This window comes from Neisseria sp. HMSC058F07 (assembly GCF_001810035.1).
GTDB classification, from domain to species: Bacteria; Pseudomonadota; Gammaproteobacteria; order Burkholderiales; family Neisseriaceae; genus Neisseria; species Neisseria perflava.
The window spans coordinates 62,865-77,341 of sequence record NZ_KV799671.1; the positions used below are offsets into that span (position 1 = coordinate 62,865).

General features: G+C 48.3%; 10 protein-coding genes and 1 pseudogene. 10 read left to right on the top strand and 1 reads right to left on the bottom strand.

Features of this window, described 5'->3' with window-relative positions; genetic code table 11:
• The first annotated feature begins 68 nt into the window (after positions 1 to 68).
• The 10 genes and pseudogenes from HMPREF2696_RS02440 to clpP all read left to right on the top strand — a co-directional run bounded on the left by HMPREF2696_RS02440 (position 69) and on the right by clpP (position 12,363).
• The gene (locus HMPREF2696_RS02440; protein ID WP_070587669.1) at positions 69 to 1,979 is read left to right on the top strand and encodes an alpha-amylase family protein; all 1,911 of its coding nucleotides are present in this window, start codon (positions 69 to 71) and stop codon (positions 1,977 to 1,979) included.
• A gap of 154 nt (positions 1,980 to 2,133) precedes the next feature.
• Positions 2,134 to 2,958 carry an amino acid ABC transporter substrate-binding protein gene (locus HMPREF2696_RS02445; protein WP_070460706.1) on the top strand — a complete coding sequence of 275 codons (825 nt, stop codon included), beginning with the start codon at positions 2,134 to 2,136 and terminating at the stop codon, positions 2,956 to 2,958.
• Positions 2,948 to 3,664 carry an amino acid ABC transporter permease gene (locus HMPREF2696_RS02450; protein ID WP_083300553.1) on the top strand — a complete coding sequence of 239 codons (717 nt, stop codon included), beginning with the start codon at positions 2,948 to 2,950 and terminating at the stop codon, positions 3,662 to 3,664. The genes HMPREF2696_RS02445 and HMPREF2696_RS02450 overlap by 11 nt, the downstream gene beginning before the upstream one ends.
• A gap of 9 nt (positions 3,665 to 3,673) precedes the next feature.
• Complete coding sequence (locus HMPREF2696_RS02455) at positions 3,674 to 4,441, top strand: amino acid ABC transporter ATP-binding protein (protein ID WP_070587672.1); 768 nt, start codon at positions 3,674 to 3,676, stop codon at positions 4,439 to 4,441.
• Positions 4,442 to 4,610: 169 nt separating this feature from the next.
• Positions 4,611 to 6,527 (top strand): ATP-binding cassette domain-containing protein, encoded by a 1,917-nt coding sequence (locus tag HMPREF2696_RS02460; protein WP_070587675.1) that lies wholly within the window; start codon positions 4,611 to 4,613, stop codon positions 6,525 to 6,527.
• Between the two features lie 47 nt (positions 6,528 to 6,574).
• Entirely contained in the window at positions 6,575 to 6,928 is a 354-nt protein-coding gene (locus HMPREF2696_RS02465; RefSeq protein ID WP_004520602.1) for a hypothetical protein, read from the top strand.
• A gap of 36 nt (positions 6,929 to 6,964) precedes the next feature.
• Positions 6,965 to 7,516 carry a hypothetical protein gene (locus tag HMPREF2696_RS02470; protein WP_004520603.1) on the top strand — a complete coding sequence of 184 codons (552 nt, stop codon included), beginning with the start codon at positions 6,965 to 6,967 and terminating at the stop codon, positions 7,514 to 7,516.
• 293 nt (positions 7,517 to 7,809) lie between these two features.
• Positions 7,810 to 10,149, top strand: a pseudogene (locus HMPREF2696_RS02475) (DNA translocase FtsK); the annotation flags it as partial.
• 192 nt (positions 10,150 to 10,341) lie between these two features.
• Positions 10,342 to 11,652, top strand: coding sequence for a trigger factor (tig, locus tag HMPREF2696_RS02480; protein ID WP_004520605.1), 1,311 nt, complete (start codon positions 10,342 to 10,344; stop codon positions 11,650 to 11,652).
• Positions 11,653 to 11,742: 90 nt separating this feature from the next.
• Positions 11,743 to 12,363: an ATP-dependent Clp endopeptidase proteolytic subunit ClpP gene (clpP, locus tag HMPREF2696_RS02485; RefSeq protein WP_004520606.1), complete on the top strand. Its 621-nt coding sequence runs from the start codon at positions 11,743 to 11,745 to the stop codon at positions 12,361 to 12,363.
• Positions 12,364 to 12,428: 65 nt separating this feature from the next.
• On the opposite strand, the gene HMPREF2696_RS02490 is transcribed toward clpP, so the two are convergent.
• Positions 12,429 to 14,414, bottom strand: a complete 1,986-nt coding sequence (locus HMPREF2696_RS02490; RefSeq protein ID WP_070587682.1) for a site-specific recombinase — start codon at positions 14,412 to 14,414, stop codon at positions 12,429 to 12,431.
• Positions 14,415 to 14,477 lie beyond the last annotated feature (63 nt).

The following is a 14,477-nucleotide window of genomic DNA, read 5'->3' on the forward strand; positions in this document are numbered from 1 at the left end:
GCATGGATTTGTAAAAGAAGTGAAACCAAGCTTCAAAACAATTTCACCTTAATTTCAGAGTAGGCATTATGTTGACCCAGACTCAACAGGTTGATTTGACCTTGCATCACCTTAAAGAACGCACCCTATCGATTTATACCCCCGAACAGCGTGCAAGCATCGAGACATCTGAAGACTGGAAACAGTTTGACAGACGACTTGAGGAACACTTCCCAAAACTGATGCACGAGCTGGACAACGTATACAACAACAACGAAGCCGTCCTCCCTATGCTGGAGCAACTGATTGCCCAAGCATGGCAAAGCTATTCCCAACGCAACTCATCCTTAAAAGACATCGATATCGCACGCGAAAACGATCCTGACTGGATTTTGTCCAACAAACAGGTTGGCGGCGTGTGCTACGTCGATTTATTTGCAGGCGATCTGCAAGGTTTGAAAGCCAAAATCCCTTATTTCCAAGAATTGGGCCTGACCTATCTGCACCTGATGCCCCTGTTTAAATGCCCTGAAGGCAAAAGCGACGGCGGCTATGCTGTCAGCAGCTACCGCGATGTCAATCCGGCACTGGGCACAATAGACGACTTGCGCGATGTCATTGCCGCGCTGCACGAAGCGGGTATTTCCGCCGTTGTCGATTTCATCTTCAACCATACTTCTAACGAACACGAATGGGCCAAAGGCTGCGCCGCCGGTGATCCGCTCTACGACAACTTCTACTATATTTTCCCCGACCGCTGGATGCCCGACCAATACGACCGCACCCTGCGTGAAATCTTCCCCGACCAACATCCGGGCGGCTTCTCCCAACTGGAAGACGGACGCTGGGTATGGACAACGTTCAACTCCTTCCAATGGGACTTGAATTACAGCAACCCATGGGTATTCCGTGCCATGGCAGGGGAAATGATGTTCCTTGCCAACTTGGGCGTTGATATTCTGCGCATGGACGCCGTTGCCTTTATTTGGAAGCAAATGGGCACAAGCTGCGAAAACCTGCCTCAGGCACACGCTCTGATTCGCGCGTTTAACTCCGTAATGCGTATCGCAGCGCCAGCCGTGTTCTTCAAATCCGAAGCCATTGTCCACCCTGACCAAGTTGTCCAATACATCAGCCAAGACGAATGCCAAATCGGCTACAACCCTCTGCAAATGGCATTGTTGTGGAACACCCTCGCCACGCGCGAAGTCAACCTGCTCCATCAAGCACTGACCTACCGCCACAACCTGCCCGACCACACAGCATGGGTCAACTACGTCCGCAGCCATGACGACATCGGCTGGACGTTCGCCGACGAAGACGCATCGCAATTCGGCATCCACGGCTACGACCACCGCCAATTCCTCAACCGCTTCTTCGTCAACCATTTCGACGGCAGCTTCGCGCGCGGCGTACCATTCCAATACAACCCAAGCACAGGCGACTGCCGTGTCAGCGGTACAGCCGCGGCATTGGTCGGCTTGGCGCAAAACGATCCATATGCCGTTGAGCGCATTAAACTTTTGTACAGCATTGCTTTGAGTACCGGCGGCCTACCGCTGATTTACCTAGGCGACGAAGTCGGTACACTCAATGACGACAACTGGTCGCAAGACAGCAATAAGAGCGACGACAGCCGCTGGGCACACCGTCCTCGTTACAATGAGGAGTTGTACAACCAACGCCATGACAGCTCGACCACTGCCGGTCAAATCTTCCAAGGTTTGCGCCATATGATTTCCATCCGCCAAAGCAATCCGCGCTTTAATGGCGGTAGATTGGTCACCTTCAACACCAACAACAAACACATCATCGGCTATATGCGCAACAACGCGCTTTTGGCATTCGGTAACTTCAGCGAACAAGCGCAAACCATCAGTGCGCACACCTTGCAGGCCATGCCGTTCAAAGCGCACGATTTGATCAGCGGCCAAACCGTTTCTCTGAATCAGGACTTAGTACTGCAACCCTATCAAGTCATGTGGCTTGAAATTGCATAAGCTGAATTTTTTATACATCATTCAAGGCCGTCTGAACAAATCAGCGTTCAGACGGCCTTTTAAGGCATAAGATGTATTTTGTATTTTGGGCAGTTTCGCTTAGAATGCACGCTTTAATACTAAATGACACACTTAAAGTCAGGAGTAAAAATCCATGTTGAAAAAATTCGTACTCGGCAGCATCGCTGCAGTAGTTTTGGCTGCTTGCGGTGGAGAAGGTAGCAACTCAGCTTCTTCTGCTCCGGCACAATCCGGTGCGGCCTCAGGCTCATTGATTGAGCGTATCAACAACAAAGGTACCATCACTGTCGGTACGGAAGGTACTTACGCACCATTCACTTACCACGACAAAGACGGCAAATTGACCGGCTACGATGTCGAAGTAACCCGCGCAGTCGCCGACAAACTGGGCATCAAAGTTGAATTTAAAGAAACACGTTGGGACTCTATGATGGCAGGTTTGAAAGCTGGCCGTTTTGACGTGGTCGCCAACCAAGTCGGCCTGACCAGCCCTGAACGTCAAGCGACTTTTGACAAATCCGAGCCTTACAGCTGGAGCGGTGCCGTATTGGTTGTACGCAAAGACAGCAACATCAAATCCATCGATGACATCAAAGGCGTGAAAACCGCACAATCCCTGACCAGCAACTATGGCGAAAAAGCCAAAGCGGCAGGAGCTGAACTCGTGCCGGTAGATGGTTTGGCGCAATCTCTGACTCTGATTGAACAAAAACGTGCCGATGCAACCCTGAACGACGAATTGGCAGTATTGGACTATCTGAAAAATAAACCTGATGCTGGTGTAAAAATCGTTTGGTCTGCCCCGGCTGACGAAAAAGTCGGCTCCGGCTTGATTGTCAATAAAGGCAATGATGAGGCATTGGCCAAATTCAGCACAGCCATGAACGAACTGAAGGCCGACGGTACGCTGAAAAAACTGGGCGAACAATTCTTCGGAAAAGACATCAGTGTTAAATAATTTCCTTGCCTCTCTGCCGTTTATGACGGAAACACGCGCTGATATGCTCATCAGCGCGTTTTGGCCTATGGTCAAAGCCGGCTTTATAGTATCTCTTCCTCTGGCGATTGCTTCTTTCGTTATCGGTATGATTATTGCTGTAGCCGTTGCTTTGGTAAGAATCATGCCACCTGGTGGAATTCTTCAAAAAATTCTACTTAAAGTGGTTGAATTCTATATTTCTGTCATTCGTGGAACACCGCTTTTAATACAACTAGCAGTGGTCTTCTATGGTCTGCCATCTGTTGGTATTTATATCGACCCGATTCCTGCCGCCATCATCGGTTTTTCGCTCAACGTTGGTGCATACGCTTCCGAAACCATACGCGCGGCAATTTTGTCCGTACCTAAAGGTCAATGGGAAGCTGGTTTCTCCATCGGTATGACCTATATGCAGACATTCCGCCGCATTGTCGCTCCGCAGGCATTCCGCGTTGCCGTACCGCCTTTGAGCAATGAATTTATCGGTTTGTTCAAAAATACCTCGCTTGCAGCAGTTGTAACGGTAACTGAATTATTCCAAGTTACTCAACAGATTGCGAATCGCTCCTATGACTATCTACCGGTTTATATCGAAGCCGCATTGGTTTATTGGTGTTTCTGCAAAGTGCTGTTTCTGATTCAGGCGCGTTTGGAAAAACGTTTCGACCGCTATATCGCCAAATAAGGAGTTGTCATGATTAAAATCCGCAATATCCATAAGACCTTTGGCGAAAATACCATTTTGCGCGGCATCGATTTGGATGTCGGCAAAGGACAAGTGGTTGTTATCTTAGGCCCTTCCGGCTCAGGCAAAACCACGTTTTTACGCTGTTTAAACGCTTTGGAAATGCCTGAACAAGGTCAAATCGAGTTTGACAATGCGCAGCCGTTAAGCATCGATTTTTCCAAAAAACCAAGCAAACACGATATTTTGGCACTGCGCCGCAAGTCCGGCATGGTATTCCAACAATACAACCTCTTTCCGCACAAAACTGCGTTGGAAAACGTCATGGAAGGGCCGGTTGCCGTACAAGGCAAGCCTGTCGCCAAAGCGCGTGAAGAGGCTGTCAAATTGCTTGAAAAAGTCGGTTTGAGCGATAAGATTGACCTCTACCCCTACCAGCTTTCCGGCGGTCAACAGCAGCGCGTCGGCATTACCCGAGCATTGGCAATTCAGCCTGAATTGATGCTGTTTGACGAACCGACTTCCGCGCTTGACCCTGAATTGGTGCAAGATGTTTTGGATACCATGAAGGAGTTGGCACAAGAAGGCTGGACCATGGTTGTCGTTACGCATGAAATCAAATTTGCCTTGGAAGTGGCAACCACCGTCGTCGTGATGGATGGCGGCGTTATTGTCGAACAAGGCAGCCCGCAAGATTTGTTCAATCATCCCAAACATGAGCGGACACAAAAATTCCTGCGCCAAATCCGTGCGGACAATGCCGATCTTCAAATTTAATTGAAACAACAGACAATTTGAAAGCATTTCCAACCGTCATTTCATAAAGGCCGTCTGAATAAGTGAAATAGAAATCGTTGATTTCGTTTTCATACTTGTTCAGACGGCCTTTTATATGTCTTTTCAGGTAAAATAACGCCTTTCGTTTTACACCCCCTTGCCTGCCATCATGATAGAAATCAAAAAACTCACCCTACAACGCGGTTTGAAAGTCCTGCTCGATAAAGCCGATGCCGTAATCAACCCCGGCCAACGCGTTGGTTTAATCGGTAAAAACGGTACAGGAAAATCCAGCCTGTTTGCGCTGATAAAAGGTGAAATCACGCAAGATGGCGGCGAAATCCTTATTCCCAAAACATGGCGCCTTGCTTCCGTCTCTCAAGAAACGCCTGATTTAGATATTTCCGCTTTAGACTACGTTTTGCAAGGCGATGCCGAATTACAGGCTTTTCAGACGACCTTGGCTCAAGCAGAAGCTCAAAACGAAGGCATGAAGCAAGCCGAATATCACGCCAAACTTGAAGAAATCGATGCCTATACCGCGCCGGCACGCGCTGCCAAGCTGCTTAACGGCTTGGGTTTTGCACAAGAAGAACATACGCGCCCCGTCAAATCCTTTTCCGGTGGCTGGCGTATGCGCCTCAACCTCGCCCAAGCACTGATTTGTCGTGCCGATTTGCTGCTTTTGGACGAACCGACCAACCACTTGGATTTAGAAACCGTGTTGTGGCTGGAAAACTATCTCGCCTCCCTGCCCTGTACGCAAATCATCATCTCCCATGACCGCGACTTCTTGAATGCCACCACAACGCACACCATCGAACTGTCGCAACAAAAACTGACCCAATACGGCGGTAATTACGATTTCTACCAAGCGGAACGTGCCCAACGTCTGGCGCAACAACAAGCCGCCTACGTCAAACAGCAGGCACAAATCAAACATCTGCAATCCTTTATCGACCGTTTTAAAGCCAAAGCCACAAAGGCCGTACAAGCCCAAAGCCGCATGAAGGCTCTGGCCAGACTCGAGCGCATCGCCCCTGCGCATTTGGATAGCGAGTTTTCCTTTGAGTTTGCCAATCCGACCCACCTGCCCAACCCATTATTGAAACTCGACCATGCCGACTTGGGCTATGGCGACAAAACTGTTTTGCACGATATCACCTTGTCTCTGGAAAGCGGCGCACGTTACGGCCTGCTGGGTGTTAACGGCAGCGGTAAATCCACATTTATCAAAGCCTTGTCTGGAAAAATCGATTTACTTTCCGGCAGCATCGTACGCTCCGAAAAGCTCAATATCGGTTATTTTGCCCAGCACCAACTGGATACCTTACGTGCAGACCAAAGTCCGGTTTGGCATATCCAACAGCTTTCGCTCGAAGTCCGCGAACAGGAAATCCGCAACTTTTTAGGCGGTTTCAACTTTATTGGCGATATGGCGGTTCAAAAGACCGAGCCTTTTTCGGGCGGCGAAAAAGCGCGACTCGCCCTTGCCATGATTATCTGGCAAAAACCTAATCTGCTACTGCTTGACGAACCGACCAACCACCTAGATTTGGATATGCGCCACGCCCTGACACTTGCCCTGCAAAGTTTCCAAGGCGCATTGATTGTCGTTTCGCACGACCGCAGCCTGCTTGAAGCGACTACCGACAGCTTCCTCCTTATCGACAAAGGCCGTCTGAACAACTTCGACGGCAATTTGAACGACTACCGTCAATGGCGGTTGGCACAAGAAAACGCTGCAGCTCCCGCCGCTTCTGCACAAAGCCAAAGCCGTAAGGACACCAAGCGCATAGAAGCACGAATCCGTCAGGAAAAGGCCAAACGCAGCAAACCGATTCAGCAAAAAATCGACAAAGCCGAAAAAGAAATCGCACGATTGACTGATATTCAGACGGCCTGTGAAGCATTTTTGGCACAAGAATCTGCTTATTCAGAAGAAAATAAACCCAAATTGCAAGAGACACTCGCACAATTAACAGAAACTAAAGTAAAATTAACGCAACTGGAAGAAAACTGGCTGCAATGGCAGGAAGAGCTTGAGCAAATCCAAGTTGATGTCGAAGCCAAGTTTTCCCAATAAAAATAGAGCCATCAGGCCGTCTGAAATAAAACACAATACGGAAAAACATGACTTCAACCATCAAACAAGCCGGATACTTCCTCGTATCCTCTTTCGTCTTGGGCATTTCTCTTCATGCAGCTGCCGCAGTTTATTCCTGCGGCAACGGCAGCTATACCTCCGAACCTAAATCCTCCTGTGCACAGGCTCAATTGCCTAAAATTAGCGGCCATCAAGGCAGCGGTTACCACCTTAACATCCGAAGCCTCAATGCCTCTGATGAACGCGCAAGTGCAAAGCCTAAGAAAAAGGCACGCGCGGAAAAATCCGATAAACAAGAGAAAAAAGCCGACAAACCGAGCAAAAACAAAAACAGTGCAAAAGCTAAAAAACAGCAGCCCATACCGTCTGAACAAGAATAAAATGCTCAAGTGCAACGAATCAGCCCTACCTGAATCATGAAAAAATATCTGCTTACCCTATCCCTGCTGCCGCTTGCCATTTTCAACAGCCAAGCCCATGCCGCAAAAATCTACACCTGTGAAGTCAACGGCTCGATTGTCTATACCTCGCGCCCAAGCGGCAACTGCCAAGCCGTTAACGATTTGCCGATTGTCGGCAAATACAGCAGCAGCCGATACGATGCCCCGGTCAGCGATGCGCCTACACTCAACGCGCCGACATCACAAACTGCTCCAGCAAAAAGCAAAAATACAGCGGCAAAATCCAACCACAAAGCAACACCCAAACCTGCCCCTGTCCGCACCGCTTCTGAAACAGCTCCTCCTCCGGTTCCAAAATCCTCCGGCGTCAACAGCCGCCGCTCTATTCTGGAAACCGAGTTATCCAATGAACGCGCGGCTTTGGCCGATGCCAAAAAGCAACTGAGCCAAGCGCGGACGGCCAAAGGCGGCAGCGTCAATCAACAGGCCATCAGTACGCTGCAAGGCGCGGTTTTGGATAGGGAGAAAAACATTCAAGCCCTCCAGCGCGAACTGGGCAGAATGTAAGTCCAAATCAATCAAAACATCAGACCGTCTGAATAGGTGGAAACGAAATCCAAAATTTTCGTCACGCCAAACAGACGGCCTGAATCCTATAATGATTACGCCCGTTTCAATTTCTTGTGCCTAGTAAATACGGTATAATTTGTCCTTTACGCACATTACCTCCGGTCTTTTCAGACGGCCTTTATCTCATGACTGCAAAATCTTCTAAAACCCAAACAAAAAAACGCGTCTCTACCAAACCGGCAGCCAAACCGACCACACGCAAATCCACCAAAGCACAAACTCAAGCCGACAATAAAGTCTCCCAACGTCTCAAGGCCGCCAAAGAGCTGCAAAGAAATGAAGAAAAAAAAGCGCGCCCCGAGCATGTCGTTAACTTGATTAATGATGCTTTATGGCTGTTTGGCTTGGTTATCACCATTTATCTGGCCATTTCTCTGGCCAGCTTCAGCATGGACGACCCTGCATGGTCGCGCAGCGTTCCCAAAAGCAACGATGTCGCCAACCTCGGCGGCCTCTTTGGCTCCTATCTTTCCGATGTCGGATATTATCTGTTCGGCCTGTCATCTTGGTGGTGGATCGTCGCCTCTTGCGTTTTCCTCTACAAAAACTTCCGCCCCATGAAAAAGCAGGAAAACCATAAACCTTACAATCACGGCGTAGCCGCTTTGGCATTATTCCTCCTGCTGGTGTGCAGCCCGATTATCGAACATTTTCTGTTTGACAACGCATTGAGCGAATCCCTTCCCGTCGGTGCCGGCGGCTTGGTCGGCTTATTGGCCGGCTCAGGCTTGGCTTGGCTGTTGGGTAAATCAGGCAGCCTGTTGATTATGCTGGTGATGTTGCTGTTATCCATTTCCCTGTTGGCTCAGGTGTCATGGTTGGAAGTCATGGCCAAATCCGGCAGCCATATGGGCGGCCTGTTTGGCAGCTTGATGAAAAAACTGTCGCAATATCAAAATAAAAAAGAAGATGTCAGCGCCGAAACTTTGGAAACCCAAAATACGCGCCGCATGGTTAAAGAAGCCAAAACCATTACCGCTACTCCGGTTGCTCCGTTGGCAGGCAGCAGCAGCAACCGTAAAACCGTTGCCGTATCTGTTGCGCCGCCTCCTAAAATCCAAACTTCCCTGTTTGACGATACTGAACCTAAAAACAACGGCGAATACCACAAACCCAACATGAACCTGTTGCGTATGCCGTCTGAAGAACCGGTTGCCGTCAATCCGGATGAATTGCAACAAACCGCAGAATTGATCGAAGCCAAGCTGGCTGAATTTGGTATCGGCGTACAGGTTGTTTCCGCCACTTCCGGCCCCGTGATTACCCGCTACGAAATCGAACCGGCACAAGGTGTCAAAGGCAGCCAAATTGTCGCCTTGTCCAAAGATTTGGCGCGCTCGATGTCTCTGCAAGCGGTACGTATCGTAGAAACTATTGCCGGTAAAAACACCATGGGCATTGAATTGCCCAATGAGAAACGCCAAGACGTGATGTTGAGCGAAATCCTCTCTTCTCCCGTGTTTACCGACGCTAAGTCCAAACTGACCGTTGCTTTGGGTAAGGATATTGCAGGTACGCCCGTTGTCGGTGACTTGGCAAAAATGCCGCATCTTTTGGTTGCAGGTATGACCGGATCGGGTAAATCCGTCGGTGTGAACGGCATGATTATGTCCATGCTCTTCAAAGCCTCGCCCGACGAAGTCCGTTTCATCATGATTGACCCGAAAATGCTGGAATTGAGCATTTATGACGGCATTCCGCACCTGCTCTGCCCGGTTGTGACCGATATGCGCGAGGCTGGGCAAGCGTTGAACTGGTGTGTTGCCGAAATGGAAAAACGCTATCGCCTGCTTTCCCATGCCGGCGTGCGCAATCTGGACGGTTTCAACCAAAAAGTCGAACAAGCCAAAGCAGCAGGCAAGCCATTGCTCAATCCGTTCAGCTTAAATCCTGACGATCCTGAGCCTCTGGAAAAACTGCCACTGATTGTGGTCGTCATTGACGAGTTAGCAGACTTAATGATGACTGAACGCAAATCCGTTGAGCAGCAAATCGCACGCCTTGCCCAAAAAGCGCGTGCAGCAGGCATTCACATGATTGTCGCCACCCAACGCCCGAGTGTCGATGTGGTTACCGGCCTGATTAAAGCCAACATTCCGACACGCATGGCCTTTACCGTACAAAGCAAAATCGACAGCCGCACCATTCTTGACCAAATGGGTGCAGACGAATTGCTCAAATACGGCGACTCGTTATTCCTGCAACCGGGCAGCGCAGAACCGACACGCCTGCAAGGTGCATTTGTTTCCGATGATGAAGTACATCAAGTCGTCAATTTCGTCAAAAAACAGGCTCCGACCAATTATGTGGAAGGCCTGCTCAGTGGCGAAGCAGCCATCGAAACCACCAATATTGTTAATCCGAACGCAAACAGCGATGAGCTATTCGATCAAGCCGTTGCCTTCGTATTAGAAAGCCGCAAGACTTCCATTTCCGCCCTGCAACGCCAATTACGCATCGGCTACAACCGTGCCGCCAATTTAATAGATGCGCTTGAAAATGCCGGTGTTCTCTCTCCGGCAGACATCAACGGCAGCCGACGAATTCTGGCTCAAAAAGACCAGCTGTAAAAAACAACAATATCGAAACACAAAGGCCGTCTGAAAAGAATTTCCTACTTTTCAGACGGCCTTTTTATGTTATTCGTGAAACATTGTGTTATACTAAGCAGCTAAATTTTGACCTTATGCACGCTTCCGAAATTCTTCGGAATACTGAGCAGAAGGATAACCGTTTAAACACAACAAATTTAAGGGCTTACGATGAGCGTAACTGTTGAAACTTTAGAAAATCTGGAACGCAAAGTAGTATTGTCTCTGCCTTGGTCCAAAATCAACGCAGAAACTGAGAAAAAACTGAAACAAACCCAACGCCGTGCAAAAGTTGACGGCTTCCGTCCGGGTAAAGCACCGTTCAAAATGATTGCCCAAATGTACGGCGCAAGCGCACAAAACGACGTTATCAACGAATTGGTACAACGCGAATTCTACGAAGTTGCTGTCGCTCAAGAATTGAAAGTTGCCGGTTACCCACGCTTTGAAGGCGTTGAAGAACAAGACGATCAAGAGTCTTTCAAAGTTGCCGCTATTTTTGAAGTCTTCCCCGAAGTAACCATCGGCGATCTGTCTGCCCAAGAAGTAGAAAAAGTAACTGCAACCGTTGGCGATGCCGAAGTTGACCAAACTGTAGAAATCCTGCGTAAACAACGCACCCGCTTCAACCATGTTGACCGCGAAGCCCAAAACGGCGACCGCGTCATCATCGACTTCGAAGGCAAAATCGACGGCGAACCTTTCGCCGGCGGCGCATCTAAAAACTACGCTTTCGTATTGGGTGCAGGTCAAATGTTGCCTGAATTCGAAGCCGGTGTTGTCGGCATGAAAGCCGGCGAAAGCAAAGATGTTACCGTAAACTTCCCTGAAGACTACCACGGTAAAGATGTTGCCGGTAAATCTGCCGTATTCACCATCACATTGAACAACGTTTCTGAAGCTACTTTGCCTGAAGTTGACGCTGACTTTGCTAAAGCACTGGGTATTGAAGACGGCGACGTTGCCAAAATGCGTGAAGAAGTGAAGAAAAACGTCGGCCGCGAAGTTGAGCGCCGCATCGGTGAACAAACTAAAGAATCTGTAATGAACGCCCTGCTCAAGGCAGCCGATTTGCAAGTTCCTGTTGCTTTAGTCAACGAAGAAGCCGCCCGCTTGGCAAACGAAATGAAACAAAACTTCGTTAACCAAGGTATGGCTGACGCTGCCAACTTAGATCTGCCTTTGGATATGTTCAAAGAACAAGCAGAACGCCGCGTTGCTTTAGGTCTGATTTTGGCTAAATTGGTTGAAGAAAACAAACTTGAGCCAACTGAAGACCAGATCAAAGCCGTTGTTGCCAACTTCGCTGAGAGCTACGAAGACCCTCAAGAAGTTATCGACTGGTACTACGCAGAGCCTTCCCGCCTGCAAGGCCCGACTTCTTTGGCAGTAGAAAGCAACGTTGTTGATTTCGTTCTGAGCAAAGCTAAAGTAACTGAAAAAGCGCTGTCTTTTGACGAAGTAATGGGCGCACAAGCTTAATTGCTCTAAGGCCGTCTGAAACAGACAATCAAAAGCACCGAAGCGCTTTAAATGGCTTTGGTGCTTTTCCATCATTAACAGGAGACAAAAATGTCCTTCGATTTCAATAATTACCTTGTCCCTACCGTTATCGAACAAAGCGGTCGCGGCGAGCGCGCATTCGACATCTACTCACGCCTTTTGAAAGAGCGCATCGTTTTCTTGATTGGCCCGGTGACAGACGAATCTGCCAACTTGGTTGTTGCGCAATTACTGTTCTTGGAAAGTGAAAACCCTGATAAAGATATCTTCTTCTATATCAACTCTCCGGGCGGTTCGGTTACTGCCGGTATGTCGATTTACGACACCATGAACTTCATCAAGCCGCATGTTTCTACTTTATGCTTGGGCCAAGCGGCAAGCATGGGCGCATTCCTGTTGTCCGCAGGCGAAAAAGGCAAACGCTTTGCCCTGCCAAACAGCCGCATCATGATTCACCAACCGCTCATCAGCGGCGGCTTGGCCGGTCAGGCTTCCGATATTGAAATTCACGCTAAAGAGCTGCTGAAAATCAAAGAGAAACTGAACCGCTTACTCGCTAAACATTGTGATCGCGATTTGGCCGACTTGGAACGCGATACCGACCGCGACAATTATATGTCTGCCGATGAAGCTAAAAAATATGGTTTGATTGACCAAGTTTTGGAAAACCGCGCCTCTCTGCAAGCCTAATCTTTATAGTTTTTAAATTAAAAGGCCGTCTGAAAAGTATATATTCAGACGGCCTTTCTTCAATCTTACTTCGTGTTTTCTTTGTTATTCACTTGAACCGGATACAGCAAAATCAAAGGATTGGCTTTAACTTGACTCCAGAAGCTTTTCAGCAGATTACGCATACTGCCCAAACGCGTGCCGCGTGAACGAAGCGCAACAGCCAAAGCCAAAGAAAAGCTGACCACCAGATTCACCATGCCGATTGCCAATACACTTGCCAAGCCAAGCATAAAAGTGAATATATCTACATGATCGCTAATCGCGGCATAACCCAAATTTGCCGAAGAGAACGCTACATGACGAATATCCAGCGGCAAGCCGAAAAGATGGCCGAAATAGCCGGTCATCCCCAAAAGCATACCGAAAATAAAATTGCCCATAAGCGAGCCGTAATGCTTATGAATATAAGCGGCCAAACGGCGGCGTGGCTCCGGACGCATGATTTTTCGTAACAACGGATTAAACGGCAGGCGCTGACGCAGGTTTAGATAATCGGAACGATTGTCAAAAAAGCCGGCAATAATACCCGAACAAAATAACCATACACCGGCAATAGCGGCATACCATAAGGTCGGCTGAGTAAAAATCTCAATAGATTTAAGCTGGTAGGCTGTAACCGCCTCGTTTAATAAAGGCTGACCATGCGTGTAGGCATAACCCCAAGCGATCCCCGCCGCCAACAATATGGCAATCGATACATTGCCAAACACGGCAACACTTTGCGAACGGCACACATCAATCAGCAGTTTTGCCAATTTATTGTCCACCGCTTTGCTACCTTCATTTGAGTCCACCTGCTCGGCAAAGCTCGCCGCCGTCATGGCTGGCTGCTTGGTCGCAACAGTGCAGTGCAGCATATGAATCAGCATAAAGCCTAAGCCGTAGTTAAGTCCGGCAAGGAATGAAGTCGTAAACTCGCCGAACCCCAAAGACGCAATATGGATTTTATTCAATGCCATCAAAGCAATAATTACGCCGCCGCCTGCTGCGGAATAAAACATTTTGAAATATTCGCTACGGTTGCGCGTAATGTAATGCTCGCCATGATGACTTTTGTTTTCCGTAATACTGCGTGCCAGCATTCGGATACTGCTTTTACGCAAGTGGCTGGTGCTGTATTGCTCCACCGCCGCATAAATCATCGCATTCATCAGATTGACAGTTAAGCGGGTGCGGCTGGTTTCGATTTGAATATTGGTCAATAATTTCAGGCGGTCTATGGTTTGTTGCAGGCGTTCGAGCAAGTGGGCAACTTTTACCGACGAACCAGACCCGGCTCCCGTACCGCGACGGCGCAAATAGTCAATTTGCTTTTCACACTGGTCAAACATAACCTCCAAGTGTGCCGTGTCATAAGTTTCTTCACCATGGCGATAATGTTCCACCATCTTCGCAACTTCGCGCTGTAAAGCAACAAATGCAGAATCTGCTTCCAACAAACGGGGGGCAATCCGTATTAAATCCGGCTCAATCGCTTCGGAAGCAATCCAGATGGACAACATTTCTACCGCACGCAAACGTGCATCTGTCAATTGTCGGCTGGCCGTCTGAAGCAAAGCGGGATCCGCCTTGGCCAACAACAATTCATACATACCCAGCCATTGTCGCAAACTCAGTGTTTGCAACCATTTATCATCGTTTTCAGAATGGAAAAGATATAAAAAAACTTCGCGCAAGTTGGAAAAATCTTTATAAGACGGACTGAACCGCTCATAAATCCGTATGCCCATTTCCCGGGTAAAACTATGGCGAGAGAAAATACCCAGCTTAATCAGCGCAGGATAAATGTGAACTTTAGACAGCCAAGTATAAAAGCGCAGGCTGAATTGACGGCATAAAGCATCGTCTTGTTTTAACGTAGATAAAATCAAATCAAAACGTTCGGAGGCCTTCTTTTTGCCTCCTCGGCGCAAAAATTTGATTAAGGCATTGAGGATAAGAACAAAGTCGGTATCGTTTAAGCGCTCCGACAAAATAATGTGAAGATTTTGATTAGTCAGTTTTTGCATTGTAGTATTATTACATTAAATTAGGTATTTAGCAAGAAACTTGGTAAACAAGTCGGATTATAG